The organism is Nonomuraea sp. NPDC049309 (genome assembly GCF_043196965.1).
Taxonomy (GTDB): Bacteria; Actinomycetota; Actinomycetes; order Streptosporangiales; family Streptosporangiaceae; genus Nonomuraea; species Nonomuraea fastidiosa.
Genome location: NZ_JBICSH010000005.1, coordinates 518,528 through 544,532 on the forward strand (window position 1 = coordinate 518,528; position 26,005 = coordinate 544,532).

Sequence of the window (26,005 nt, forward strand, 5' to 3'; positions counted from 1 at the left end):
CATGCTAGGCGGGGGCGGCCGGATGGTCCCGGGCGGCGGCGACGGCGGCCTGGCCGAGGCTGAGCCCGCCGTCTCCCGGCGGTACGCGGACGTGCCGCAGCACGCGGAACCCGGCGGCGCGCAGCCGCTGGAGGGTGCGGTCGAGGAGCAGCGCGTTCTGGAAGAGCGCGCCGGTGAGCGCGACGGCGGTGAGGCCGGTGGCCTGCCGGAGCGCGACGCAGGTGCGGGTGACGGCGGCGGCGAGCCCGTTGTGGAAGCGGGCGGCAATGGCGGGGGTGGCGGTGCCGGCGGCGAGGTCGGCGGCGGCGGCGCGGACGAGGTCGGCGGTCTCGACGACGAGCGGGCCGTCACCCGTGGTAAGCGCCGCGGGGTAGGCGGCGGTCTCGGCGGGGTCGGCGTGCTGTTCGAGCTCGGCGGCGGACTGTCCTTCGTAGGTGATGGTGTCGCGCAGGCCGAGCAGCGCGGCGAGCGCGTCGAACAGGTGGCCCGCGCTGGAGGTGAGCGGCGTCTCGCGACCGGTGCCGGCCTGCTGGAGCGCTCCGGCGAGCCGGTCGCGCAGGCCGGGGTCGCAGGGGTGGTCGCGCAGGTAGGCGGCGGCCATGCGCAGGGGGCGGCGGGCGGCGGCGGGCCCGCCGGGCATGGGCACCTGGGCGAGGTGGGCCAGGCGCCGGTAGCCGGTGAGGTCGGCGCGCAGGAACTCGCCGCCCCAGATGGTGCCGTCGGGGCCGTGGCCGAGCCCGTCGAGCACGACGCCGATGACGGGGCCGAGGTCGCCGTTGTCGGCCAGGCAGGCGGCGACGTGGGCGTGGTGGTGCTGGACGGCGACGTGGGCCGCGGCGGTGAGCTGGAGCGCGTGGCGGGTGGCGAGGTGGCCGGGGTGCGCGTCGTGGGCGACGATCTCGGGCCGGATGCCGAGCAGGTCGCTGTAGTGGCCGACGGCGTTCGCGAAGGCGCGCAGGGTGTCGGGGTCGTCGAGGCGGCCGAGGTGCTGGGACAGGTGGGCGCGGCGGCCGTCGAGCAGGCAGAAGGTGCTGTCGGTGGTGGCGCCGCAGGCGAGGACGGCGCGGGGTGCGGGGCGGCGCAGCGCGATGGGATCGGGGGCGTGGCCGCGGCCGCGGCGCAGCACGGTGATCTCGCCGGCGAGCGGACGCAGGACGGTGTCGTCGGCGCGGGTGCGGACGGCGCGGTCGTGGGTGAGGAAGGCGTCGGCGATGCCGGACAGGCGGGTGAGGGCGTCGGCGTCCTCGTACGCGATGGGCTCCCCCGCGACGTCGCCGCCGGTGAGGGCGATGGGCGCGCCGAGGTCGGCGAGCAGGAGGTGGTGCAGCGGCGTGGCGGGGAGCGCGATGCCGAGGATGCGGTGGCCGGGCGCGACGGAGGGCGCGACGGGCGCGCCGGGCCGGCGGGGCAGCAGCACGACGGGCCTGGCGGGGCCGGTGAGCAGGGCCGCGGCGGTGTCGTCGATCTCGCAGCAGCGGCGGGCCTGGGCGAGGTCGGCGGCCATGACGGTGAACGGCTGCTCGGCGCGGTGCTTGCGGCCGCGCAGGGCGGCGACGGCTTGCTCGTGGGCGGCGGCGCAGGCGAGGTGGTAGCCGCCGGGGCCTTTGACGGCGATGACGCGGCCGGTGCGCAGCAGGGCGGCGGCGCAGGTGACGGGGTCGCCGCACAGCTCGGTGCCGCGGGCGTCGCGCAGCTTGAGCGCGGGGCCGCAGGCGGGGCAGCAGATGGCGGGGTCGCCGAAGCGGCGGCTTTCTGGGTCGTCGTGCTCGCGGGCGCAGTCGGCGCACATGGCGAAGGGGGCCATGGTGGTGTGCGGCCGCCTGCGGGGGCCGGTGCGGGTGATGCCGAGCCGGGGGCCGCAGTTCGCGCAGCCGGTGAAGGGGTAGCGGTGGCGGCGGCTTGCCGGGTCGGCCAGCTCGCGCAGGCAGTCGTCGCAGGGGGCGAGGTCGGCGAGCGCGGCGGCGGCGCGGACGGCTCCGGGGTCGGCGGCGGCGATGGTGAAGCCGCGGTGCCCTGCGGGTTCGCCGCTGACGACGGTGACCCGTTCGATCTCGGACAGGGCGGGCGCGTCGCGTTCGAGCGCGGTGAGGAACTCCTCGACGCCGGTGCGGGCGCCCTCGATCTCGATGTGCACGCCGTTCACGTCGTTGCGGACCCGGCCGGACAGGCCGAGGCGGCCGGCCAGCGAGCACACGAAGGGGCGGAAGCCCACTCCTTGGACGACGCCTTCGACGTGCACGTCTACGCGTTTGAGCGTGGTCACACGGCCAGTGTGCGCCCGCCGGGGGTGCCGTGCCTGCGTATCGGGCGTCCTCGGCGCGCCGCGCGGTGGACGCTTCGGGCCGTTTATGGACGTACGGGAAGACGCGGGAACGACGGGCGGGGACGCGGCAGGGCCGCGCGGTGGTTGTCCGCGCGGCCCTGCCGTCTGGAGACTTCTTACAGGTACTGGCCGGTGTTGGCGACGGTGTCGATGGACCGGCCGGCTTCGGTGCCCTGCTTGCCGGAGACCAGCGTGCGGATGTAGACGATCCGCTCGCCCTTCTTGCCGGAGATGCGGGCCCAGTCGTCGGGGTTGGTGGTGTTGGGCAGGTCCTCGTTCTCGGAGAATTCGTCCACGCAGGCCGTGAGCAGGTGCTGCACGCGCAGGCCCTTCTGGCCGGTCTCGAGGTACTGCTTGATGGCCATCTTCTTGCCCCGGTCGACGATGTTCTGGATCATCGCGCCGGAGTTGAAGTCCTTGAAGTAGAGGACTTCCTTGTCGCCGTTGGCGTAGGTCACCTCGAGGAAGCGGTTCTCCTCGCTCTCGGCGTACATGCGCTCGACGACGCTCTGGATCATCCCCTGGATGGTGGCCTCGCGGGAACCGCCGTGCTCGGCCAGGTCGTCGGGGTGCAGCGGCAGGTCGGGAACGAGGTACTTCGAGAAGATGTCCTTGGCCGCCTCGGCGTCCGGCCGCTCGATCTTGATCTTGACGTCCAGGCGGCCGGGCCGCAGGATCGCCGGGTCGATCATGTCCTCGCGGTTGGACGCGCCGATGACGATGACGTTCTCCAGGCCCTCGACGCCGTCGATCTCCGACAGCAACTGGGGAACGATGGTGTTCTCGACGTCGGACGACACGCCGGAGCCTCGGGTGCGGAAGATCGAGTCCATCTCGTCGAAGAACACGATCACCGGGGTGCCCTCTGAGGCCTTCTCACGTGCGCGCTGGAAGACCAGGCGGATGTGCCGCTCGGTCTCGCCGACGTACTTGTTGAGCAGCTCCGGGCCCTTGATGTTGAGGAAGAAGCTCTTGCCGGACTGGCCGGTCTTCTCCGCGACCTGCTTGGCCAGGGAGTTGGCGACGGCCTTGGCGATGAGCGTCTTGCCGCATCCGGGCGGGCCGTACAGCAGCACGCCCTTCGGGGGACGGAGCTTGTGCTCGCGGAACAGCTCGGAGTGCAGGTAGGGCAGCTCGATGGCGTCCCTGATCTGCTCGATCTGCCGGCCGAGGCCGCCGATCTCCTCATAGGAGATGTCGGGAACCTCTTCGAGCACGAGCTCTTCGACTTCGGACTTGGGTATGCGCTCGTAGACGTAACCCGAGCGAGGCTCCAGCAGGAGCGAGTCGCCGGCCCTGATGGGCTGGCCGATGAGCGAGTCGGCCAGCCGCACGACGCGCTCTTCGTCGGCGTGCGAGATGACCAGGGCCCGCTTGCCCTCGTCGAGCAGTTCTTTGAGCATCACGATCTCGCCGACCTCTTCGTAGCCGAGTGCTTCGACCACGTTGAGCGCCTCGTTGAGCATGACCTCCTGGCCACGCCGCAGCTGGCTGATGTCGACGGACGGGCTGACGTTCACCCGGAGCTTGCGGCCCCCGGTGAACACCTCGATCGTGCCGTCATCTCGGGCCTCGAGGAAGGTGCCGAAGCCGGATGGCGGCTGCGCCAGCCGGTCGACCTCCTCCTTGAGAGCGACGATCTGGTCCCGGGCCTCCTTGAGTGTGGCCACCAGGCGCTCGTTCTGGCCTGTCACGGCCGCGAGATTCGCCTGTGCCTCATGGAGACGTTCTTCGAGGACCCTGGCCTGACGGGGTGACTCGGCCAGCTTCCGCCTCAGCGCGGCGATCTCCTCTTGGAGGAAGGAGACCTGTGTTGAAAGATCAGCGACCTCCCGTTCGCGCTGCGCGGCTCGAGCCTCAGCATCATCGCGAGCTGCCACGCCCCGTCACCTCCTTCCCAGTCGAGGGCGACTACTTAGGACCTTACCTATCTCGGGGCCCTCCGTAACCTGGCCGGGCAGTGTTCGTAGAGTGACAATCAGTATTCGGTGAATAATCCCCAATAGGGCGTTTAATACTCCCAGCATAGGAACACGGCGATCTGTTCCCGTGTCACGCACCGGCGCACCCTCGTGGCCAAATTGTCATAGTTCCTCGGTCGTCCCCTTCGGTCGGCGGCGGCGCGGCGGCGGGGTCACACCGTCGGCCATGCGGCGGGCGGTGACGAGGAACCCGGTGTGTCCGATCATGCGGTGATCGGGTCGTACGGCGAGTCCTTCGACGTGCCAGTCGCGAACCAGGGTCTCCCACGCATGCGGCTCGGTGAAACACCCGTGATCGCGAATGGCCTCGACGATTTTGGACATCTGCGTGGTCGTGGCGACGTAGCAGCAGATCACGCCGCCCGGCGTGAGCGCCTTGGCGGCGGCGTCGACGCACTCCCACGGGGCGAGCATGTCGAGGATGACGCGGTCGACGTCGGCCTCGTCGATGGAGTCCACCAGGTCGCCCACGACCAGGCGCCAGTTGTCCTCCATGGGGCCGCCGAAGAACTTCTCGACGTTCTTGCGCGCCACGTCGGCGAAGTCCTCGCGCCGCTCGTAGGAGGTGACGTGGCCCTCGGGGCCGACCGCGCGCAGCAGGAAGCACGTCAGCGCGCCCGAGCCGACGCCGGCCTCGATGACCCTGGCGCCCGGGAAGATGTCTGCCATGCCGACGATCATCGAGGCGTCCTTGGGGTAGATGACGGCCGCGCCGCGCGGCATGGCGAGCGTGTAGTCCTGCAGCAGGTGGCGGAAGGCGAGGTATTGGGTGCCGCCGGAGGAACGCACCACGGAGCCTTCCGGCTGTCCGATCAGGTCGCTGTGCGGGATGGCGCCCTTGTGCGTGTGGAAGACGCCGTCCTCTTTGAGCGTGATCGTGTGGCGCTTGTTCTTGGGGTCGGTGAGCTGCACCTGATCCCCCACCTGGAAAGGCCCATGCCTGCGGAAACCCATGGCGGCAAGGTTATAGGGCTTTCGGGGGCGTCGAGACGCGCGATATCTATGGGGGATGCTCCCTCGCGATGTGATCTCCGCCGGCCCGCTGATCCTGCGTCCCCCCGTGGAGTCGGACGCGCCCGCGATCGCCGAGGCCTGCGGCGATGCGGTCACCGGGCGGTTCCTGCCGGGGCTGCCGCGGCCGTACTCGCTGGACGACGCCCGCGAGGAGGTCAAGCGGGCGGCGGTGCGCTGGGAGGACGGCGGCGCCGCCTTCGCGATCACGCGCGACGGCCGGTACGCGGGCGCCGTCTGGGTGAGCCCGCCCGACCGCTGGGAGACGGCCGAGCTGGGCTTTCTGGTGGCGCCGTGGGCGCGCGGCGCGGGCGTGGCGGCGACGGCGGCGCGGGCGGTGACCGACTGGCTGTTCGACCGCGGGGTGCGCAGGGTCGAGCTGCAGGCCGAGGTGGAGAACGTCGCGGCGCTGCTCGCGGCCTACCGTGCCGGGTTCGTCGAGGAGGGGCGGCGGCGCGACGCCATGCGGCTGCGCGACGGCCGCTGGGCCGACCTGGTGACGTTCGCCAGGCTCAGGGGCGAGGAGGGCGCGCGCACGGAGCCGTACCTGCCGTTCTTCCCCGGTGGCGAGCTGAACGACGGCGTGGTGCGGCTCGCGCCGCTCGTCGTCGAGGACGCGGCCGACTTCCACCGGATGCTGGCCGAGCCGAGCGTGGCCGCGTACTCGGTGGGCCCGATCCGGTCGCTGGAGGAGAACGAGCGGCGCTGCCGCTACACCGGCTACTGGTGGGTGTCGGGGCAGCGCATCGAGCTGGCGATCAGGGACGCCGCCTCCGGCGGCTTCGCGGGGCATCTGCAGCTCATGGAGATCGCGCCTCCTCTGGGACAGGCGATGATCGGCTACTCGCTGCTGCCGGGCTTCCGGGGGCGCGGGTTCATGACGCGGGCCGTACGGCTGCTGGTGGACTGGGCGTTCGCCGCCACGCCGCTGCACCGGATCGTGGCCGGGACCGACTCCGGCAACCTGGCCTCGCAGGCGGTGCTGGAACGTGCCGGTTTCCAGCGGGAGGGGCTGCACAGGCAGCTGCTGCCGCGCCCTGACGGCACGCGGGGCGACGACGTCCACTGGGCGGTCCTGCGCCCCTCCTGAGGCGCCCGGCCCGCCGGCCTCGGGCGCGTGGCATCGGATCCGGCCGGGAGGGAAAGCGGCGGGGCCTCGGCATCCCGAGGGCCTTTCCGTTTTGGGGACGTCTGGTGCGGTTGCGACGGAAAAGGTGTCAAGAGCGGACAAAAATCCAGATTTCCTCTTGAGGGCTGGTCAAGGGCCGCATCGAGGGCGATAGTCAGGGAACCCCGCGGGCGAGTTCCGCGCGAACGGGCCGTGCGATCTCGCCCACTCCCCGCCTCGAGGGAGCACCGCGATGCCATACAACCGTGTCGATATCGCCGTGCGCGAGCTCATCACCGTGTTCTCCGGCGTGGAGCTCACCGACCTGATCGATCGGCTGGCGCGCGCCGCCGCCGCGGTCGCGGGCACCACGTACGCCGGGTTCGTCCGCGTGGACCCGCTGCGGGAGGAGGCGTGCTGCGTCCACGTGCACGGGCCGCCCGGCGACCCGCTGCGCCTGCTCCCCTGGCTGCACGAGTCGGGCGTGCTGAAGGAGCTGGCCGCCTCGGCGGCGGCCCTCCGGCTCTCCGCGGACCGGACGGTGGGCGAGCCGATATTCCTGGCCGAGCCCGTGCCGGCGGCGGCATGCGACCACGCGTACGTGTGGGTCGCGGGACGGGAGTTCTGCGACGCGGACGAGCACCTGCTGAGCCGGTACGCCACCGCCGCCGGGAGGGCCCTGGAGGCGGCCAGCGGGATGGACGCGGCGGTGCGGCTGTTACGCGGCGTCCACGCCTTCCGGCCGGCTCCGCGCTGATCTCCGGCGGCGCTCTTGAGGACGGGCCGGATCACCCGGATGCGGACGGCCGGTTCGCAGGCACTTTTCCCCGCACAAGGCGCCGCCAATCCCATTCCGCGAGCGAAAGATCGTCGATTTCCATTGAGTGCACGGGTTTTATTCGAATTTCCGGGAGTGCGAATTCCGCCGGCCGATTCGCCCCTCCCCCGCGACCGCCGGATCCCCGTCCGCGCCCGGGGATCCGGCCCCCGGCCCGGCCCGCGGCACGGCTCCAAGGGCCCCGCGGTGGCTGTAGCGTGACCGCCCATGAGAGTGCTCATCGTGGGCGGCAGCGGCTTTCTCGGCGGCGAGCTGGTACGGCTCTGCGCCGCCCGCGGCCACACGGTGGCCGCGACCCGCTTTTCGACCCCGCCCGCTGCGTCCGGCGCCGGGCCGTCGCTTCCCGGGTGGGCGGGCTGCGCGGACCGGTCCGCGCGGGACGCGGGCGGGCGCCCGGAGACCGGCGGACCGAGCCCGCAGACGGACGCGGCGGGCGAGCACCGAGAAACCAGCGAACCGAACCCACAGACGCACGCAACGGGCGAACACCGAGAAACCAGCGAACCGAACCCACAGACGCACGCAACGGGCGGATCTCCGGAGACCGGCGGATCGGGCCTCAGGGCGGTCACGGCGGGCGGCGGCCCGGAAGCCCGTAGGCCGGGCCCAGAAACGGTGGCGGCAGGCGGGCCTGGGCCGGGTGAGTGGTTCCGGGTGGATGTGCGGTCGCGGGCGGACGTGATGGGCGTGATCGGCGGCTTCCGTCCCGATGTGACGATCAACGCGGCGTACCGGACGGGCGACTGGGCGGCCACGGCCGACGGCGCGGCGAACGTGGCGGCCGCCGTCGCCGCCGCGGGCGGCCGGCTGGTGCACGTCTCCAGCGACGCCGTCTTCTCGGGCGACGCGCCCTCCTACGACGAGACCTGCCCGCCCGACCCGATCAACCCGTACGGGGCGGCCAAGGCGGCGGCCGAGACCGCCGTGCGCGCCCTGGTGCCGGAGGCGGCCGTCGTCAGGACGTCCCTGATCGTCGGTCACGGCGCGTCGGCGCACGAGGCGTTCGTGCGCTCGCTGGCGACGGGCGCGGCCTCTGGGGTGCTGTTCACGGACGACGTGCGGTGTCCCGTCCACGTCTCGGACCTGGCGGCGGCGCTGCTGGAGATCGCCGAGCGGGGCCTGCCCGGCGTGCACCACGTGGCCGGGCCGCAGGCGCTGAGCCGCTACGAGCTGGGCCTGCTCATCGCCCGCAGAGACGGCCTCGGCGAGGAGCGCCTGCGCCCGGGGCTGCGCGCCGCCTGCGGGGTGCGCGGCCCGCTGGAGGTGCGCCTGGACTGCTCGGCGACCCGCCGCAGGCTTCGCACCCGCCTCCGCCCCGCCTCGGAGTTCCTGACCCCGCCCGCCTCCTGACCCCGCCCGGCTCCTGACCCCGCCCGCCTCCTGACCTCGCCGCATCACCCGGCACTGCGCGTGCTCCGCAGCGCGACGTCGCGGCGCGTCGCGGGGATGCGGGCGTGGGACGACGGCCCGCCTGCGGCGCCGCCCCCGCCGCCGCGCCGCCTCGTCACCACGCCACCTCGTCACCACACCGCCTCGTCACCACGCCACCTCGTCACCACGCCACCTCGTCACCACGCCACCACGCCACCACGCCACCACGCCACCACGAGCGTCGCGCCGAAAGGCACGGCCCGCGTCGGAAAGCGGCAGGACCGCGCCGGGAAGCGGAAAAGGGCCGGAAAGCGCCAACGCCCGCGCCCGGCGCGCTCAGCGCGCGGGACGCGGGCGTTCGCGTCGGAAGGCTAGCCCCGGTGCGCCTCGAAGCGGAGGGTCCGGGAGACGCCCACCCGCACGGTGGTGCCGGGGGCGATGGTGACGGGCTCGTTCGGCGGGATGTCGTAGAAGTTGGGGTCGCCGGGCGGCTGGATCTGGGTGCCGTTGACGGAGCCCAGGTCCACCAGGTTGACGTCCCAGCCGTCGAGGGCGACGCGCAGGTGGCGGCGGGAGACCGAGCCGTCGGGGCTGGTGACCTTGGCGGGCCTGGCGCTGCCGCCGGCCACCTCGGGCGCGCGCTCGGGGTCGCGGCCGAGCAGGTAGTCGGTCTCCAGGGGCAGCGTGGTGCCGTCGTCGAGGATGAGGACGCCGAGCGAGGGGCGCGGGCCCTTGTAGGGGACGAGCGTGCGCTGCACGAGGGCGATGCCGCAGACCGCGCAGTAGGGCGAGCGCGGGTCGTTGAAGTGGTCGTTCTTGCAGTCGACGCCGTAGACCATGGGCCGGTCGCCGGGCTCGGGCTGCTCCTGCTGCGGCGGCTGGCCGGACTGGTCGTAGGGCTCGGGGGTGCCGAGCACGGGCGGCGCCGGCTGGTCGAAGTGGTCCGGCGGGCCCATGGGCTGGGGCGCCGGGTGGTCGCCCGAGCCGTTGCCCGCGGCGGGCTGCGGCTCGTCGAAGGTGGGGAACTGCTGCTGCTGCTCGGGCTGGGGCGGCTGCTGCTCCTGACCTTGGAAGGGCGGCTCAGGCGGCGTGAGGTAGGCCGGCTGCTCCTGCTGATAGCCGGAGTCCTGCTGCTGGTAGGCGGGCTCGGGCTGGTACGGGGGCTGCTCGGCGGGCGCCGGCTGGGGGCCCGACGGCGGGCCGGGCGTGACCGGCGGCTGGTCGGCCAGCGGGTAGGGGGGCCGCTGCTCGGCAGGCTGGGGCTGGGGCTGGGGCTGCTCGGCAGGCTGCTGGGCGGGCGGCTGGATGAGGTCGGGCTCCATGTGGAGGCCGGTGGCGGGCATCTCGCTGGTCAGCATCCTGGCCGGGGCGGCCTGACGCGGCTGGTCGGTGAGGTCGCCGATGATGCCGCCGCCGTGGACGACGCCGCCGTCGAAGCGGACGGCATGGTGGGGGCCGCCCGCGCCGGGCAGGGTGAGCTCGACGCGCTCGACCGGGCCGCTCACGAGGCGGTCGGCCCAGGTGAGGCTGTCGCTGCCGGCCAGGCGCGTCTCGCCTCCCTGGGTGGTGACGGTGGCGGATGCGGATCCGCTGACGAGGACGGCGACGCCGTCGCCGACCGGTCCGGCCACGGCGCAGGTGGCGGGGTCGCCCGCCATGTTGGCCGCCAGGACCTGCGCGGCCCTGCGGGCCAGCGCGCGGCCGTCGCCGCCGGATCCGGCGGTCTCGCGGAGCGCTTCGATCAGCGCGTCGGCGGCGGATTCTCCCGAGTCGCACACCAGCAGCAGCCCGCCCATGTAGGCGACGAGCCCGTTTCCAGGAAGCGGACGCACCACTCCGAATCCATGGTCGGTCATGCGTCCTCCCTCAAGACGACCGTGCTGCGCTCATTGGTGCCCTCGCTGCGCTCGGTCACTCAACTCTCCTCCCCGGAAGCCGGCGATGTTACGGCACCCCGCACTGCCGTGCTGGCCACCAGCCATACGCATACCCAGACGCAGAGGCCGTGTCGCGGCCCCGTCGTCTCGATTCGATGAACCGGTGGGCCGCAACAAACCTCTTAAGTGTGCAAGTTTGGCCAAACAGAACACTATCGGCCAGTCGTCACATCGCAGTAATCGCACGGGGACCGGCGGTGAGCCGGCGCGAAACTGCTGGGCACGACCCTATCCATGGCCAGCCGCTTAAACGAGTGGGACATATCAGACGCCGATGAAAACCCTGTTCACATCGGACGTGGCGAGCACGCCGTAGATCTCCCCGGTGCGCTCGACCAGCAGGTACTCGCTGCCCGGGGCGTCGCGCATGGCCTCGATGAGGGCCTCGCCCGCCAGGTCGGCGTTCAAGATCATGGCGGGCTCGAGCGTCTTGGCCAGCGAGGCAACGTTCACCCACGGGCGGCGGTGCTCGGGGGTGGCCTGGACGGCGGCCTCGCTCACGATCGCCAGCGGCCTGCCCTCGTGGTCGACCACGACCAGCGCGCCCGCGCGCGCCTCGGCGGCGCGGCGCAGCGCCTCCGACAGCGGCGTATCGGCGGTGACGGGGATCGCCCTGCGCGCCAGCGTACGGGCGTTGACCTGCGGAATCCGCTCCTTGATCTTGGCGACGCGCAGCGACTGGGTGGCGCCCGTCCAGATGAACGAGGCGAGGACCACCGGCCACAGCAGGTCGACGGGGTCGAACGGGCGCTCGCTCGTCATCGCGGTCACCAGCGGGAAGGCGATGAGCAGCACGGCCAGCACCCGCCCGCCCCAGGCGGCCACGACGGTGCCGGAGCCCGGGCTGCCCACCACCTTCCACACGCCGGCGCGCAGCATCCTGCCGCCGTCGAGCGGCAGGCCGGGAAGCAGGTTGAAGACGCCGACGATGAGGTTGGCGAACCACAGCTGCCAGGTGAGCACCTCGAGGATGCCGCCGCCGTTGATGAGGAAGACGTCGGCGAGCAGGCCGAGCCCGGCCAGCCCCAGCGAGAGCATGGGACCCGCGGCGGCCACCATGAACTCCTTGCCGGGCGTGGGCGGCTCCTTCTCGATCTCCGAGACGCCGCCGAGGAGGTAGAGCGTGATGCGGCGCACCGGCAGCCCGTAGGCCTTGGCCAGCACGCTGTGCGCCAGCTCGTGCAGCAGCACCGAGACGTACAGCAGGACCGCGAAGAGGAAGGCGACGCCGTAGGCGGCGAACTCGTCGAGCTGCGGCAGCATCTGGCGCATCTGCGGCCCGAACATGATGGTGATGAACCCCGCCACCAGGAACCAGGTCCAGGAGACGTACACAGGAATGCCGAAGGGCCTGCCCATGGGCAGGCCGGAGAACTCCTGTCGCGGCCTCTGCTCGCTCACCGCACTCCTCGTCCCAAACGTGCTGTTGCTGCCTTGATGCTACGCGCCGGATCACGTGATCCTCGTGGCACGAAGGTTATTCTGTCGGCGTCTTGACCTAGAGTGCGGTGCATGACCTTGACCGAGCCGGTGATCATCGGAGCTCTCTCCCCGTCCCGGGCAGGCGATTTCATGACCTGTCCCCTGCTCTATCGCTTCCGGGTGATCGATCAGCTCCCCGAGAAGCCGTCGCAGGCGGCGGTGCGCGGCACGGTGGTCCACGCGGTGCTGGAGCGTCTGTACGACCTTCCCGCGCCGCGGCGTTCGGTCCAGGCGGCGCTGGAGCTGCTGGAGCCGCAGTGGCGGCGGCTGCTCGATGAGGAGCCCCGATACGCCGAGATGTTCGCCGACGAGGCGGAGCAGGCCGAGTGGCTGGCGCAGGCGCGCGCCATGCTGGAGCGCTACTTCACGCTGGAGGACCCGACGCGGCTGGAGCCGGCCGAGCGTGAGCTGTACGTCGAGGCGGTGCTCGACGGCGGGCTGATGCTGCGCGGCTACGTCGACCGGCTCGACGTGGCGCCGACCGGCGAGATCCGGGTGGTCGACTACAAGACGGGCAGCGCGCCGGGGCCGGAGTTCGAGGCCAAGGCGCTGTTTCAGATGAAGTTCTACGCGCTGGTGCTGTGGCGGCTGCGCGGCCAGGTGCCGCGGCTGCTGCAGCTGGTCTATCTGGGCGGCCAGGGCGAGGTGCTGCGGTACGCGCCCGACGAGGCCGACCTGCTGGCCACCGAGCGCAAGGTGACGGCGCTGTGGGCGGCGATCGAGCGGGCCCTGGAGACCGGCGAGTGGCGGGCGCGGCGCAGCCGCCTGTGCGACTGGTGCGACCATCAGGCGCTGTGCCCGGAGTTCGGCGGCACCCCTCCCCCGGTGCCCGACCGGCAGCCGGGCGACACCGTGCGCAGCACCAGGCGTTCGGCCACCGATGAGCTCTGACCGCGCGGCACCGGCCGGATGACGGGCTAATCCTCCCGGGGGAGGAGGTTGCGGGCTCTCACCTGGTCTTACAGTGAAGCGGTGCGGATGGATCAAAGCAGGCTCCACGACGCGGTGCTGGCCGTGGTGGTGGCCGCGGCATCCGTTTCGCTGTTCGTGCTGTACGGGCCCGAGCGGCTGGCCGAGGGGCTGCCGGTGCACGGCATGCGGGCGCCCGACGCGCTCGGGGTGGCGCTGGTGGTGCTGTCGTGCGCGCCCATCGCGGTCCGGCGGCGCTGGCCGCTGAGCGCGCTGTGGGCGGGGCTCGCGCCCGAGGCGGTGCTGAGCGGGCTCGGCTACGGCACGGGCACGGCGAGCCTGTCGGGGATGGTGCTGCTGTACTCGGTGGCCTCGCACCGGGGGCTGGCGATCTCGCTGGTGGGACTGGTGGTGGCGCTGGCGGCGTACCTGACGGGGGCGGCGGCGGGCCCGGTCGGCCCGGTCGGCTGGAACGAGTACCTGATCGTCGTCGTGGTGCTGGTGGCGGTCTGGGGCGCGGGCAGGAGCCTGCGGCTGCGCCGGGCGTACCTGGAGGAGCTGAAGGACCGGGCGGCGCGGCTGGAGCGCGCGCACGCGGCCGACACCAGGGCGGCGCGGGCCGAGGAGCGCTCGCGGATCGCCCGCGAGCTGCACGACGTGGTGGCGCACCACGTGAGCGTGATGACGGTGCAGGCCGCGGCGGCGCGGCGGGTGCTGGAGACCGATCCCGAGCTGGCGCGCGAGGCGCTGTCGGCGGTGGAGCACACCGGGCGGCTGGCGATGACGGAGATGCGCAACATCGTGGGCGTGCTGCGCACCGACGGGCAGGCCGAGCTGGGGCCGCAGCCGGCCGTGCGCGACCTGCCCGCGCTGGTCGAGCAGATGCGCGAGGCGGGGCTGCCGGTGCGGCTGCAGGTGGAGGGCACCGAGGTGCCGCTGCCCGCGGGGGTGGACCTGGCGGCCTACCGGCTGGTCCAGGAGGGGCTCACCAACAGCCTGCGGCACGCGGGCCCGGGGGCCAAGGCGACGGTGACGGTCCGCTACCTGCCGGGCGAGCTGGACGTGAGCGTGGAGGACGACGGCGTGGGCGTCAAGGACGACCAGAGCGAGCCCCCGGGGCACGGCTTGGTGGGCATCCGCGAACGTGTCACGCTCTATGGTGGAATCCTGAACATCGGTCCGCTGCCGGGGGGCGGTTTCGAAGTGCGGGCGAGGTTCCCGTTGAAGGACGGCCAATGACGATCAGAGTGCTGCTGGTGGACGACCAGCCGCTGCTGCGCACCGGTTTCCGCCTGATCCTCGAGGCCGAGCCCGACATCACGGTGGTGGGGCAGGCCGGCGACGGCAAGGACGCGCAGGAGCAGTGCCGCGCGCTGCTGCCCGACGTGGTGCTGATGGACATCCGGATGCCGGGGGTCGACGGCATCGAGGCGACCCGCAAGATCGTGCGGGAGGCGGCCCCTGCCGCGCATGTGCCGAAGGTGCTGGTGCTGACCACGTTCGACCTCGACGAGTACATCGTGGAGGCGCTGCGGGCGGGGGCGTCGGGGTTCCTGCTGAAGGACGTGCCGCCCGACGAGCTGGTGCAGGCGATCCGGGTGGTGGCGGCGGGCGATGCGATCGTGGCGCCGAGCGTGACGCGGCGGCTGCTCGACAGGTTCGCCACGAAGCTGCCGCCCGCCTACGAGCAGGCCGCCCCGGCGCGGCTGGACCGGCTGACCGAGCGGGAGCTCGAGGTGATGCGGCTCATCGCCAGGGGCATGTCCAACGCCGAGATCGCGGCCAAGCTCGTGGTGAGCGAGACAACGGTCAAGACGCACGTCGGCAACGTGCTGACGAAGCTGGGGCTGCGCGACCGGGTGCAGGCCGTGGTGCTGGCGTACGAGACGGGCCTCATCACGCCGGGCGCCATCTCCTGAGACGCCGGAGCGCCGGGCGCCGGCTCCTGGGAGCAGAGCGGCGCCCGGCGCGTCCGCGGGCGGCCGATCAGTCCTTCGCGGGCGCCGCAGCGGCGGCGGGCGCCTCGGGGGCGTTCTCCGGGAAGTGGCAGGCCACCTGGTGGCCGCTGGCCAGCTCCTGCAGCGGCGGCTCGACCTTCTTGCAGATCTCCTGCGCCTTCCAGCAGCGGGTGTGGAAGCGGCAGGCGGGCGGCGGGTTGAGCGGGCTCGGCACGTCGCCGCTGAGCCGGATGCGCTCGCGCTCCTTGCGCGCCTTGGGGTCGGGCACGGGCACGGCCGACAGCAGGGCGTTGGTGTACGGGTGCATCGGCGAGTTGTACAGCCGCTTGCGGTCGGCCACCTCGACGATCTTGCCCAGGTACATGACGGCGACGCGGTCGCTGATGTGCCGGACGACCGACAGGTCGTGGGCGATGACGACGTAGGTGAGGTCCAGCTCCCGCTGGAGGTCTTCGAGCAGGTTGACGACCTGCGCCTGGATCGACACGTCGAGCGCGGAGACCGGCTCGTCGGCGATGATCAGCTTGGGCTTGAGCGCGAGCGTGCGGGCGATGCCGATGCGCTGCCGCTGGCCGCCGGAGAACTCGTGCGGGTAGCGGTTGTAGTGCTCGGGGTTGAGCCCGACCATCTCCAGGATCTCCTGGACGGCCTTCTTGATGCCGTGCTCGGTGCGCACGCCCTGGATGCGGAAGGGCGCGCCGACGATGGCGCCGACGGTGTGGCGGGGGTTGAGCGACGAGTACGGGTCCTGGAAGATCATCTGCATGTCGCGCCGGAGCGGCCGGAGCTTGCCCTGGCTCATGTGCGTGATGTCCTGGCCCTCGAAGATCACCTTGCCCGCGGTGGGTTCCAGCAGGCGGGTGACCAGGCGTCCCGTGGTGGACTTGCCGCAGCCGGACTCCCCCACCAGGCCGAGCGTCTCGCCCTTGTACACGTCGAAGCTGATGCCGTCGACCGCCTTGACGGCGCCGACCTGCCTTTTGAACAGGCCCTTGGTCACGGGGAAGTGCTTCTCCATGTTCTGCACGGAAAGAAGCAGCTCGTTGTCGCTCACTGGGTCTCCAGCACTGGCTTGATCTCGTTGGCCCACAGGCTCTGCCGCTCGTCCCTGCTCATGTGGCAGCGCACCAGGTGGCCGCCCTCGGTCTCGGCGAGGGCCGGCACCTCGGTCGTGGCCTTGCCCTTGGTGCGCTCGGCGTACGGGCAGCGCGGGTGGAACGCGCAGCCCGGCGGCACGTTGATGAGGGACGGCGGCGAGCCCTTGATCGGCAGCAGCCGCTCGGTGGGCTCGCGGTCGAGACGCGGCATGGAGCCCAGCAGGCCCCAGGTGTAGGGGTGCTCGGGGCGGTAGAAGATGTCCTCGGTGCTGCCGTACTCGACGCACTTGCCGGCGTACATGACGAGGATGTCGTCGGACAGCTCGGCGACCACGCCCAGGTCGTGGGTGATGACGATGAGCGCGGAGTTGAACTCGCGCTGCAGGTCGCGCATCAGGTCGAGGATCTGCGCCTGGACGGTCACGTCGAGCGCGGTGGTCGGCTCGTCGGCGATGAGCAGCTCGGGGTCGCACGACAGCGCCATGGCGATCATGGCGCGCTGGCGCATGCCGCCGGAGAACTCGTGCGGGTAGCTGTCGACGCGCTTGGCCGGCTCGGGGATGCCGACGCGGCCGAGCATGTCGATGGCGTGCTTGCGGGCGACCTGCTTGGAGACGTCGTTGTGGATCCGGTACGCCTCGATGATCTGGTCGCCGACGGTGTAGAAGGGGTGCATCGACGACAGCGGATCCTGGAAGATCATCGCCATCTTCTTGCCGCGCAGCCGGCGCACGTGCTCGGCGGAGGCGCCGATCAGCTCCTCGCCGTCGAGCCAGATCTCGCCGGAGATGCGGGCCCTGCCGCCCTTGTGCAGGCCGAGGATGCCGAGGCTGGTCACGCTCTTGCCGGAGCCGGACTCGCCGACGATGCCGAGGGTCTTGCCCCGCTCGACGCTGAACGACAGCCCGTCGACGGAGCGGACGAGACCGTCGTCGGTCGGGAAGTGGATCTTCAGGTCCTTGACCTCAAGGAAGCTCATGCCAACCTCACCCTCGGGTCGACCACGGCGTAGAGCAGGTCGACGACCAAGCTCGCGACCACCACGAAGCCCGCGGCGACGAGCACGACACCCATGACCTGCGGCAGGTCCTGGTTTCTGATCGCCAGGATGGCGTACTGGCCGAGGCCGGGCAGAGTATAGGTGGTCTCGGTGAGGACGGCGCCGCCGATGAGCAGGCCGAAGTCGATGCCGAAAAGGGTCAGGATCGGGGTGAGCGCGGCGCGCAGGCCGTGCTTGACCACCACCTGGTTCTCCCGCAGGCCCTTGGCCCTGGCGGTGCGGATGTAGTCCTCGCCCATCGTCTCCAGCATGCCCGCCCGGGTGAGCCGCGCGTACGTGGCGGCGAACAGGAACGCCAGCGTGATCCACGGCAGGAGCAGGTTGTAGGCCCACTGCGCCGGGTTCTCGGTGAAGTCCGTCCACGCGCCGCCCGGCGGCGTCCAGCCCAGGCCGTAGCTGAAGACGACCAGGGAGATCATGCCGGTGAAGAAGATGGGCAGCGAGACGCCGGCCAGGGCGGTGCCCATGGACAGCCGGTCGAAGAAGCTGCCTCTGCGCAGCGCCGACAGCACGCCGATGCTGACGCCGCCCACGACCCACAGCACGGCCGCGCCGATGGCCAGCGAGAAGGTGACCGGCATGCGGTCCAGCAGGTCGGGCCAGACGGGCTGGCCGCTGATGAAGGAGTAGCCGAAGCAGGGCGCGGGGCACTGCTCGACGCCCGCGCCGTAGTCGTACTCGGCACCGGCGACCAGGCCCTTGATGAACCTGCCGTACTGCACGACCACCGGGTCGTAGAAGCCGAGCCGCTCGGCGACCAGGTGGACGGTCTCCGGCGTCGCCGCCCGCCCGACGTAGCGCGACGCGAGGGCCTCGGGTGTCGCCCCGGCCCACTGCGGCACGATGTAGAAGATGCCGAACGTGACCATGCTGATCAGGATGAGCATGGCGATCGCGCCGATCAGACGCCTGATGATGTATGTGACCACCGCTACCGGCCGAGTGGCCCGCCCGCGCTGGCGGGCGGGCCACTCCTGCCTTCACCTGCCTTCGTTAGATCCCCGAACCTCGCCTGGTCACTCGACGCCGAGCAAGATGTAGTCGTACATGCTCTGGCCTTCGTTGTAGGCGATGTTCGTCACGCCTTCACCGCGCAGGAGCAGGGACTTGGCCCACACCACGGGCAGGATGGACGCGTCCTCCATGACCTTCTTGTCCACCTCGACCCACAGCTTGCCGCGGGCGGTCGCGTCCAGTTCCGCGGAGGCCTGGTCGATCAGCTTGTCGACCTCCTCGTTCTTGACGCTGAGGTTGTAGTTGCCGGCCTTGCGGATGGTGCGGCTGTCGACGATCGCCTGCATGAAGCCGTAGCCGTCGGGCCAGTCGGCGCCCCAGCCGTGGGTGGCCAGGCCGATGCCGTTCTTCTTGACGTAGTCGACGTTGCCGGCGTAGTCGGAGAAGTAGCTGGAGGCCGGGAAGCCCTTGAGGGTGAGCTTGATGCCGACCCGGGCCAGGGCCTGCTGCATGGCCTCGGCGAGCGCCTTCTCACGCGGGCGGTCCGAGCGGTACGTCATGGTGGTGGAGAAGCCGTCCGGCTGGCCGCAGGCGGCGAGGGCCTGCTTGGCCTTCTCGACGTCGCCCTTGTTGTCGGGGCTGGCGTACAGGTCGAACTTCTCCTGGCCGACGATGGGCGGCGGCATCACGTTGGTGGCGATGTCGCCACCGGCGAGCGGGCCGCCGTAGGCGGTCTGGTTGGCGACTCGGTCGGCGGCGAACATGACGGCCTTGCGGCACTCGACGTTGTCGAGCGGCGCCGTGTCGGGGATGACCGAGACGTACCAGAGCCTGGGGATCGTCGGGTTGTCCGTACGGGCCTTGAGCTGCGGGTCCGGCAGGACCTTGCCCAGCGCGGCGGGCTGCAGGCCGGTGCCGGGGATGTCGAGGTGGATGTCACCGGCGATGAGCTGGTTGTCCAGGTCGTCGGCGTTGACGTTGAGCTGCACCTCGATGCGGTCCGGCAGGGCGGGCCTGATCGGGTCGGTCGACGGGTCCCACTGGTCGTTGCGGACCAGGGTGAAGCGCTTGCCGATCTCGTTGGTCTCGAACTTGTACGGGCCGGAGGAGATCACGTGCTCCTTGTACTTGGCGCCCGTGTCCTTGTCCTTCGGCACCGGAGCCGTCATCGGCATCTGGACGATGTAGTCCATCGACGCGAACGGCTTCTTCAGGTGGAAGACGACGGTGGTGTCGTCGGTCGCCTCGACGGCGGAGCTGTAGTCGACGTCGGGGGTCTTGTAGACGCCCTTGAAGTCCTTCGGCCAGTCGAGCAGCTCGTTGAGGTAGGAGGGACCGTGCGGGAAGGTCTCCTTGTCGAAGGAGCGCGCCACCGCGTAGGCCACGTCCTTGGCGGTGATCGGCGTGCCGTCCTCGAACTTCAGCCCGCTCCTGAGCTTGTACGTCCAGGTCTTGCCGTCGTCGCTGGGCTGGCCGAGCCCTTCGGCCAGGTCGGGGACGACGGTGTTGCCCTCGGGGCCGGGGCCCGGCTTGTACGTCGTCAGCGTCCGCCAGTAGAAGCGGCCGAAGTTGAACGAGTAGCCGTAGTAGGTGTCGCCCGGGTCGAGGCTGTCCCAGTCGGATGAGTGGGCCGCCTTGAGCGTCCCGCCCTTCTTGGTGGACGGGTTGTAGACCTGGGTCAAAGCGGCGTTGAACGCGGGTTGCGCGGCACCGCCAGAGGCCGACTGGGCGGGCTGGGAGGCGTTGCCGCCTCCGCCGCCACAGGCGGAGAGCACCAGGGCGGCCGCTGTCGCGGCTCCGGCCAGTGCGTGTTTCCTTCTCATTGACTAACCCCTTGGTGAGTGAGATGCGGGGGATGAAGCGTTGGCGGAACTCAGTGCGCCCGAGGGTCGAAGGCGTCCCGCAGCCCGTCGCCGAACAGGTTGAACGCCAAGACCGTAATGAAGATCGCCAGCCCCGGGAAGAGCACGAAGTGGGGCAGTGTGTAGAAGCGGACCGCCTCGGAGAGCATGCCACCCCACGTCGGGGTGGGCGGGTTGATACCGACGCCCAGGAACGACAGCGCGGCCTCGAAGAGGATGTTGGTCGGGATGAGCAGCGTCGCGTAGACCAGGATGGGCGCCATCAGGTTCGGCAGCACCTCGCGGAAGAGGATGTAGCCGTGGCGCGCGCCGAGGCTCTTGGCCGCGTCGACGAACTCCCGCTCGCGCAGTGACAGCGTCTGGCCGCGGACGATGCGGCCGATGCTGGGCCAGCTGAAGAAGCCGATGATGAAGATCAGCATGGCGATGCGCAGCCCGTTGCCCTCCAGCCCGAATCCCTTGTCGGGGATGACGCCGGCCAGCGCGATGGCGAAGACCAGCAACGGGAAGGCGAGGAAGACGTCCATGAGACGGCCGATGATCTGGTCGACCCAGCCGCCGAAGTATCCGGCGATGACGCCGAGCGTGGTGCCGATGATCACCGACAGCATGGTGGCGAGGAAGCCGATGAGCAGCGAGATCCAGGCTCCCGCGACGATGCGGCTGAAGATGTCGCGGCCGTTGACCGGCTCGACGCCGAGCAGGTATTCGCTGCTCATGCCGCCGAACGCGCCCTTGGGCAGGAGCGTGTTGGGGTCGATCTGGTCCTGGTGGAACTCCAGGGGCGGGTGGCCGAACGCGCTGATGATCGGCCCTTGGAAGATCGCGACAAGGATCAGCAGGATGACGACGATGCCGCCACCGAGCGCGACCTTGTCGCGGCGCAGCCGCATCCAGGCGATCCGGGTGAGAGAACGGCCCTGGATGGACTTGCCCGCTCCGGTGAGCACAGCCTCCGGGTTCGCCTCGGCTGTGGAACCGGGAACGTCAAGCGGTGCGGTCATTCCGTACTGCCCCCTGCTGACAAGACGACGCAGTCTCTGCGTAGTGAACTACAGACCGCATGACGCGACCTCAGGAGGCAGAATCTATGGCCTGAGCTGCACTGACTAGTCCCTCCAGGCGCGATGTGGCTAATCTGTGATTGTTGCGAAACTCATTCGTATCGATCTTGAACCGTTTGTCTAGAGCGCGTTCCGGTTCCGTCTCGGAACCGTGACACAGCCGCGCGGCGCGCCGGCTTCAGCTGATCCCGCGCCGCTTCAGCAGCTCCTCGATGTCGGAGAAGTCGTCGTCGGCGAAGCTCGTCTTCTTGGGGCTCACGGCGGGCTGCGGCTTGGTGGGCGCGGTGGCCTGCTGGGCGGGCCGCGTGGCCGTCGCGGCGGCTCCCGCCTGCGCAGACTCGCCGCCCTGCTTCTTGCGGGCCCCTGCCAGCTTCCTGCCGCGCATCACGCCCGACACCACGAACAGCACCGCCGACAGCCCGGCCACCGCCACACCCGCCCACACCGAGGGGTTGAACACCAGGCCGGTCACGAAGCGCACCGCGGTGGTGCCGATCGTCCACAGCGACTGCAACGCGCCGGTGAGGTAGGCGGCCATCGGCAGCAGCGCCCACGCCGTCACGCGCATGCCGGCGGCCGCGCCTCTGCGGCGGAAGGCCAGGAAGGCCAGCACCAGCCCGGCGATGGTCACTCCCGCGCACAGCGGCAGCCAGGCGATCGCGTTGAAGGTCTCCATGTCAGACGTCCCCTAGTCGGTGGCTCGTGCATTCCATCCTGGCACGCGGAGGCGTCCACGCCTCCTCCGCGAGAACCACTTCTCCCCTAGGGGAACGTCCCTATGACCCCAGAAGTGCCCTGAGGTCCGCGACCCCGACCTGGGTCAGGGACGGCACGACGAGCCTGCCGGGCGCCTCCTCGACGGGCACGAGGCTCGGCACGGCCACCACGGCGCAGCCGGCGGCGGTGGCGGCGGCCACGCCGCTGGGCGAGTCCTCCAGTACGACGCAGCGCGCCGGCGCGACGCCGAGCCGGCGGGCCGCCGTCAGGTAGGGCTCGGGGTCCGGCTTGGTACGGGTGACGTCGTCGGCGGTCACGACGAGGTCGAAGCGTTCCCTGCCGACGCTCTTGAGCACGGCGTCGGCGATCGGCCGGACCGACGAGGTGACCAGCCCCACCGGCACGCCCTCGTCGCGCAGCGCGTCGAGCAGCTCGGAGGCGCCGGGCATGACGGGAACGCCGTCCTGCAGCCTGGCGACCATGCCGTCGATCATCCACTTGCGGATGGTCTCCGGCGGCACGCCGGCGCCCGAGACGGACAGCATGTAGCCGACGGTGCGCTCCATGGAGCCGCCCACCAGGTTGGCCTGGTGCTCGGGCGTCCAGGCGGCGCCGAGCCTGGCCATCACCCCGGTCTCGATCTCCAGCCAGACGCGTTCGCTGTCCACCAGCAGGCCGTCCATGTCGAAGAAGACGGCGTCCATGTATGGATTCCCCCCGATCAGTCGGCGGTTCGTGGGCGTGACGTGGCTGACGCGCCGCCCTGCGCGCACGGCGAACCGCCCGATGCCGGCGCGAGACGGGACCGGGCGGTCAGACGTTGAAGTACTTCGCCTCAGGGTGGTGGGCGACGAGCGCCGAGGTGGCCTGCTCGGGGTGGAGCTGGAACTCCTCCGACAGCGTCACGCCGATGCGCTCGGGGTCGAGCAGCTCGAACAGCTGCTTCTGGTCCTCCAGGTTGGGGCAGGCCGGGTAGCCGAACGAGTAGCGGCAGCCCTGGATGTTGACCCTGAGCATGTCGTCGAGCGACTCGTCGCCGCCGATGCCGAGCTCGGCGCGCACCCGGGCGTGCCAGTATTCGGCCAGCGCCTCGGTGAGCTGCACCGACAGGCCGTGCAGCTCGAGGTAGTCGCGGTAGGCGTCTTTGGCGAACAGCTCGGCCGTGGCCTGGCTGATCTTCGCGCCCATGGTGACGACCTGGAAGCCGACGACGTCGGTCTCGCCGCTGTCCTTGGGGCGGAAGAAGTCGGACAGGCACAGGTGGCGGTCGCGGCGCTGGCGCGGGAACGTGAAGCGGGTGCGCTCGCCGCCGGACTCGTCGAGGATGATCAGCGAGTCGCCGTCGGAGACGCACGGGAAGTAGCCGTAGACGACGGCCGCCTCCAGCAGCCCCTCGGTCTGGATGCGGTCGAGCCACATGCGCAGCCGCGGCCGGCCCTCGGTCTCGACCAGCTCCTCGTAACCGGGCCCGTCGCCGCCCCTGGTGGGCTTGAGCCCCCACTGGCCGAGGAACAGGGCGCGCTCGTCGAGGAAGGCGGCGTAGTCGGCCAGCGAGATGCCCTTGACGACGCGGTCGCCGTGGAAGGGCGCCGTCGGCACCGGGTTGTCGGTGGCGACGTCGGAGCGGGCCGGCAGCTCCTCGACGGGCGTGCGGACGAGCGTGGCGCCGGTCTTGACGCGCCGCTCGCGCAGCGGCGGCAGCGTCGCCCCCTTCTCGCCGCGCTTGACCGCCATGAACGCGTCCATCAGCCGCAGCCCCTCGAACGCGTCGCGGGCGTAGCGCACCTCGCCCTCGAACAGCTCGGCGAGGTCCTGCTCGACGTAGGCGCGGGTCAGGGCGGCGCCGCCGAGCAGCACGGGGTAGCGCTTGGCCAGGCCCCTGGAGTTCATCTCCTCCAGGTTCTCCTTCATGATGACCGTCGACTTGACCAGCAGCCCGGACATGCCGATGACGTCGGCCTTGTGCTCGTCGGCGGCCTCCAGGATGGCCGAGACCGGCTGTTTGATGCCGAGGTTGATCACCTGGTAGCCGTTGTTGGACAGGATGATGTCGACGAGGTTCTTGCCGATGTCGTGCACGTCGCCCTTGACGGTGGCGAGCACGATGCGGCCCTTGGTCTCGCCCTCGACGCGGTCCATGTGGGGCTCGAGGTAGGCGACGGCGGCCTTCATCACCTCGGCCGACTGGAGCACGAACGGCAGCTGCATCTGCCCGGAGCCGAAGAGGTCGCCGACCGTCTTCATGCCGTCGAGCAGCACGTCGTTGATGATCTCCAGGGCGGGCCGCTGGGCGAGCGCGGCGTCGAGGTCGGCCTCCAGGCCCTTGCGCTCGCCGTCGATGATGCGGCGCTTGAGCCGCTCCCACAGCGGCAGCGCGGCCAGCTCCTCGGCCTTGCCCGCGCGCATGGCGGCGGCGTCGACGCCCTCGAACAGCTCCATGAAGCGCTGCAGCGGGTCGTAGCCCTCGCGGCGGCGGTCGTAGACCATGTCGAGCGCGACCTGGCGCTGCTCGTCGGGGATGCGCGCCATCGGCAGGATCTTGGAGGCGTGGACGATGGCGGAGTCGAGCCCGGCGTTGACGCACTCGTTGAGGAAGACCGAGTTGAGCACCATGCGGGCGGCCGGGTTGAGGCCGAAGCTGATGTTGGAGACGCCGAGCGTGGTCTGCACGCCGGGGTAGCGGCGCTTGAGCTCGCGGATCGCCTCGATGGTCTCCAGGCCGTCGCGCCTGGTCTCCTCCTGGCCGGTGGCGATGGGGAAGGTCAGGCAGTCGACGATGACGTCTTCGACCCGCATGCCCCAGTTGGTGGTGAGGTCTTCGATGAGCCGGGTGGCCACGCGCAGCTTGTGCTCGGCGGTGCGGGCCTGGCCCTCCTCGTCGATGGTGAGGGCGACCACGGCGGCGCCGTGCTCGCGTACCAGGCGCATGATCTTCTGGAAGCGGGAGTCGGGGCCGTCGCCGTCTTCGTAGTTGACGGAGTTGACGGCGGCGCGGCCGCCCAGCATCTCCAGGCCCGCCTGCAGCACCGCGGGCTCGGTGGAGTCGAGCATGATCGGCAGCGTGGAGGCGGTGGCGAAGCGGAAGGCGAGCTCCTTCATGTCGGAGACGCCGTCACGGCCGACGTAGTCGACGCACAGGTCGAGCATGTGGGCGCCGCCGCGGGCCTGCTCGCGGGCCATCTCGACGCAGTCGTCCCAGCGGCCCTCCAGCATGGCCTCGCGGAAGGCCTTGGAGCCGTTGGTGTTGCAGCGCTCGCCGATGGCGAGATAGGAGGTGTCCTGCCGGAACGGGACGGTCTGGTAGAGCGAGGAGGCCCCCGGCTCGGGTCGGGGGCGGCGGGCGGCCGGCCGCCTGCCGCGCACCCTTTCGACCACCTGGCGCAGGTGCTCGGGCGTGGTGCCGCAGCAGCCGCCGACCAGGGACAGGCCGTAGTCGCGGGTGAAGGAGTCGTGGGCGCCGGCCAGCTCCTCCGGGGTCAGCGGGTAGCGGGCGCCGTCGGCGGTGAGCACGGGCAGGCCGGCGTTGGGCATGCAGGACAGCTTGAGCCGCGAGTGGCGGGCGAGGTAGCGCAGGTGCTCGCTCATCTCGGCGGGGCCCGTCGCGCAGTTGAGCCCCACGACGTCGACGCCGAGCGGCTCGATGGCGGTGAGCGCCGCGCCGATCTCGGAGCCGAGGAGCATGGCGCCGTTGGTCTCGATGGTGACCTGGGCGATGATCGGGACGTCGCGGCCGGCCGCCTCGATGGCCCGCTTGGCGCCGACGACGGCGGCCTTGACCTGGAGCAGGTCCTGGCAGGTCTCGATGATGAGCGCGTCGGCGCCGCCCGCGATCAGGCCGGCGGCGTTGTCGCGGTAGGCGTCGCGCAGGCTCGCGTACGGCAGGTGGCCGAGCGTCGGCAGCTTGGTGCCGGGCCCCATGGAGCCGAGCACGAAACGCGGCTGGTCGGGCGTGGCCCAGTGGTCGGCCGCCTCGCGGGCGATGCGGGCGCCGGCCTCGGACAGCTCGTAGACGCGGCCGGCGATGTCGTATTCGCCGAGCGCGGCGAGGTTGGCGCCGAAGGTGTTGGTCTCGACGCAGTCGACGCCGACGGCGAAGTAGGCGTCGTGGACGCCGCGCACGATGTCGGGCCTGGTGACGTTGAGCACCTCGTTGCAGCCCTCGTGACCGTCGAAGTCGTCGAGCGTCGGGTCCTGCGCCTGGAGCATCGTGCCCATGGCCCCGTCGGCCACGATGACGCGCTGGGACAACACTTCGCGAAAGGACGGGGAGATGCTCATGAGGTTCAGCTTATCGGGTGCGTCTCAAGCGCCCGTCGTGCGCCGATCTCGCGC

At 71.2% G+C, this 26,005-nt stretch carries 19 protein-coding genes; 6 read left to right on the top strand and 13 right to left on the bottom strand.

Translation table 11 applies throughout. From position 1 onward, the window contains the following. Positions 1 to 4 precede the first annotated feature (4 nt). The 3 genes from hypF to ACGFIM_RS30770 all read right to left on the bottom strand — a co-directional run bounded on the left by hypF (position 5) and on the right by ACGFIM_RS30770 (position 5,259). Entirely contained in the window at positions 5 to 2,263 is a 2,259-nt protein-coding gene (gene hypF / locus ACGFIM_RS30760; protein WP_393207234.1) for a carbamoyltransferase HypF, read from the bottom strand. A gap of 176 nt (positions 2,264 to 2,439) precedes the next feature. Further along, positions 2,440 to 4,203, bottom strand: a complete 1,764-nt coding sequence (gene arc / locus ACGFIM_RS30765) for a proteasome ATPase (RefSeq protein ID WP_393207237.1) — start codon at positions 4,201 to 4,203, stop codon at positions 2,440 to 2,442. A 204-nt stretch (positions 4,204 to 4,407) separates the two neighbouring features. Further along, the gene (locus ACGFIM_RS30770; protein WP_393207239.1) at positions 4,408 to 5,259 is read right to left on the bottom strand and encodes a tRNA (adenine-N1)-methyltransferase; all 852 of its coding nucleotides are present in this window, start codon (positions 5,257 to 5,259) and stop codon (positions 4,408 to 4,410) included. A 55-nt stretch (positions 5,260 to 5,314) separates the two neighbouring features. Here ACGFIM_RS30770 and ACGFIM_RS30775 point away from each other — a divergent pair, with 55 nt between their 5' ends. The 3 genes from ACGFIM_RS30775 (at position 5,315) to ACGFIM_RS30785 (ending at position 8,612) form a co-directional block, all read left to right on the top strand. Then, positions 5,315 to 6,406 (top strand): GNAT family N-acetyltransferase, encoded by a 1,092-nt coding sequence (locus ACGFIM_RS30775; RefSeq protein WP_393207242.1) that lies wholly within the window; start codon positions 5,315 to 5,317, stop codon positions 6,404 to 6,406. Between the two features lie 271 nt (positions 6,407 to 6,677). Next, entirely contained in the window at positions 6,678 to 7,181 is a 504-nt protein-coding gene (locus ACGFIM_RS30780) for a hypothetical protein (RefSeq protein WP_393207245.1), read from the top strand. A 288-nt stretch (positions 7,182 to 7,469) separates the two neighbouring features. Continuing rightward, positions 7,470 to 8,612, top strand: coding sequence for a sugar nucleotide-binding protein (locus ACGFIM_RS30785; protein ID WP_393207248.1), 1,143 nt, complete (start codon positions 7,470 to 7,472; stop codon positions 8,610 to 8,612). 392 nt (positions 8,613 to 9,004) lie between these two features. Here ACGFIM_RS30785 and ACGFIM_RS30790 read toward each other — a convergent pair whose 3' ends face one another. Together ACGFIM_RS30790 and ACGFIM_RS30795 are read right to left on the bottom strand one after the other, a co-directional pair. Then, complete coding sequence (locus ACGFIM_RS30790) at positions 9,005 to 10,489, bottom strand: FHA domain-containing protein (protein WP_393207251.1); 1,485 nt, start codon at positions 10,487 to 10,489, stop codon at positions 9,005 to 9,007. Between the two features lie 345 nt (positions 10,490 to 10,834). Then, the gene (locus ACGFIM_RS30795; RefSeq protein WP_393207254.1) at positions 10,835 to 11,971 is read right to left on the bottom strand and encodes a site-2 protease family protein; all 1,137 of its coding nucleotides are present in this window, start codon (positions 11,969 to 11,971) and stop codon (positions 10,835 to 10,837) included. A 111-nt stretch (positions 11,972 to 12,082) separates the two neighbouring features. Here ACGFIM_RS30795 and ACGFIM_RS30800 point away from each other — a divergent pair, with 111 nt between their 5' ends. The 3 genes from ACGFIM_RS30800 to ACGFIM_RS30810 all read left to right on the top strand — a co-directional run bounded on the left by ACGFIM_RS30800 (position 12,083) and on the right by ACGFIM_RS30810 (position 14,880). Next, the gene (locus ACGFIM_RS30800) at positions 12,083 to 12,943 is read left to right on the top strand and encodes a RecB family exonuclease (RefSeq protein WP_393207257.1); all 861 of its coding nucleotides are present in this window, start codon (positions 12,083 to 12,085) and stop codon (positions 12,941 to 12,943) included. An 87-nt stretch (positions 12,944 to 13,030) separates the two neighbouring features. Further along, on the top strand, positions 13,031 to 14,200 hold the full coding sequence (locus ACGFIM_RS30805) for a sensor histidine kinase (RefSeq protein ID WP_393207787.1): 1,170 nt from the start codon (positions 13,031 to 13,033) through the stop codon (positions 14,198 to 14,200). Beyond that, entirely contained in the window at positions 14,197 to 14,880 is a 684-nt protein-coding gene (locus tag ACGFIM_RS30810) for a response regulator (protein ID WP_393207260.1), read from the top strand. The genes ACGFIM_RS30805 and ACGFIM_RS30810 overlap by 4 nt, the downstream gene beginning before the upstream one ends. A gap of 67 nt (positions 14,881 to 14,947) precedes the next feature. Here the strand turns inward: ACGFIM_RS30810 and ACGFIM_RS30815 are convergent, their stop codons facing one another. From ACGFIM_RS30815 to metH, 8 genes are all read right to left on the bottom strand, one after another. Then, positions 14,948 to 15,937, bottom strand: coding sequence for an ABC transporter ATP-binding protein (locus ACGFIM_RS30815; RefSeq protein WP_393207790.1), 990 nt, complete (start codon positions 15,935 to 15,937; stop codon positions 14,948 to 14,950). A 32-nt stretch (positions 15,938 to 15,969) separates the two neighbouring features. Then, the gene (locus tag ACGFIM_RS30820) at positions 15,970 to 16,995 is read right to left on the bottom strand and encodes an ABC transporter ATP-binding protein (protein ID WP_393207263.1); all 1,026 of its coding nucleotides are present in this window, start codon (positions 16,993 to 16,995) and stop codon (positions 15,970 to 15,972) included. Continuing rightward, positions 16,992 to 18,005: an ABC transporter permease gene (locus ACGFIM_RS30825; RefSeq protein ID WP_393207266.1), complete on the bottom strand. Its 1,014-nt coding sequence runs from the start codon at positions 18,003 to 18,005 to the stop codon at positions 16,992 to 16,994. Before ACGFIM_RS30825 ends, ACGFIM_RS30820 begins: the two co-directional genes overlap by 4 nt. 87 nt (positions 18,006 to 18,092) lie before the next feature. Continuing rightward, positions 18,093 to 19,853 (bottom strand): ABC transporter substrate-binding protein, encoded by a 1,761-nt coding sequence (locus ACGFIM_RS30830; protein WP_393207269.1) that lies wholly within the window; start codon positions 19,851 to 19,853, stop codon positions 18,093 to 18,095. 50 nt (positions 19,854 to 19,903) lie between these two features. Continuing rightward, positions 19,904 to 20,896, bottom strand: a complete 993-nt coding sequence (locus ACGFIM_RS30835) for an ABC transporter permease (RefSeq protein WP_364065427.1) — start codon at positions 20,894 to 20,896, stop codon at positions 19,904 to 19,906. A 238-nt stretch (positions 20,897 to 21,134) separates the two neighbouring features. Continuing rightward, entirely contained in the window at positions 21,135 to 21,632 is a 498-nt protein-coding gene (locus tag ACGFIM_RS30840; RefSeq protein ID WP_393207272.1) for a cellulose synthase, read from the bottom strand. Between the two features lie 100 nt (positions 21,633 to 21,732). Beyond that, complete coding sequence (locus ACGFIM_RS30845) at positions 21,733 to 22,377, bottom strand: HAD family hydrolase (RefSeq protein ID WP_393207275.1); 645 nt, start codon at positions 22,375 to 22,377, stop codon at positions 21,733 to 21,735. 109 nt (positions 22,378 to 22,486) lie between these two features. After that, entirely contained in the window at positions 22,487 to 25,951 is a 3,465-nt protein-coding gene (gene metH / locus ACGFIM_RS30850) for a methionine synthase (RefSeq protein WP_393207278.1), read from the bottom strand. Between the last annotated feature and the right edge of the window lie 54 nt (positions 25,952 to 26,005).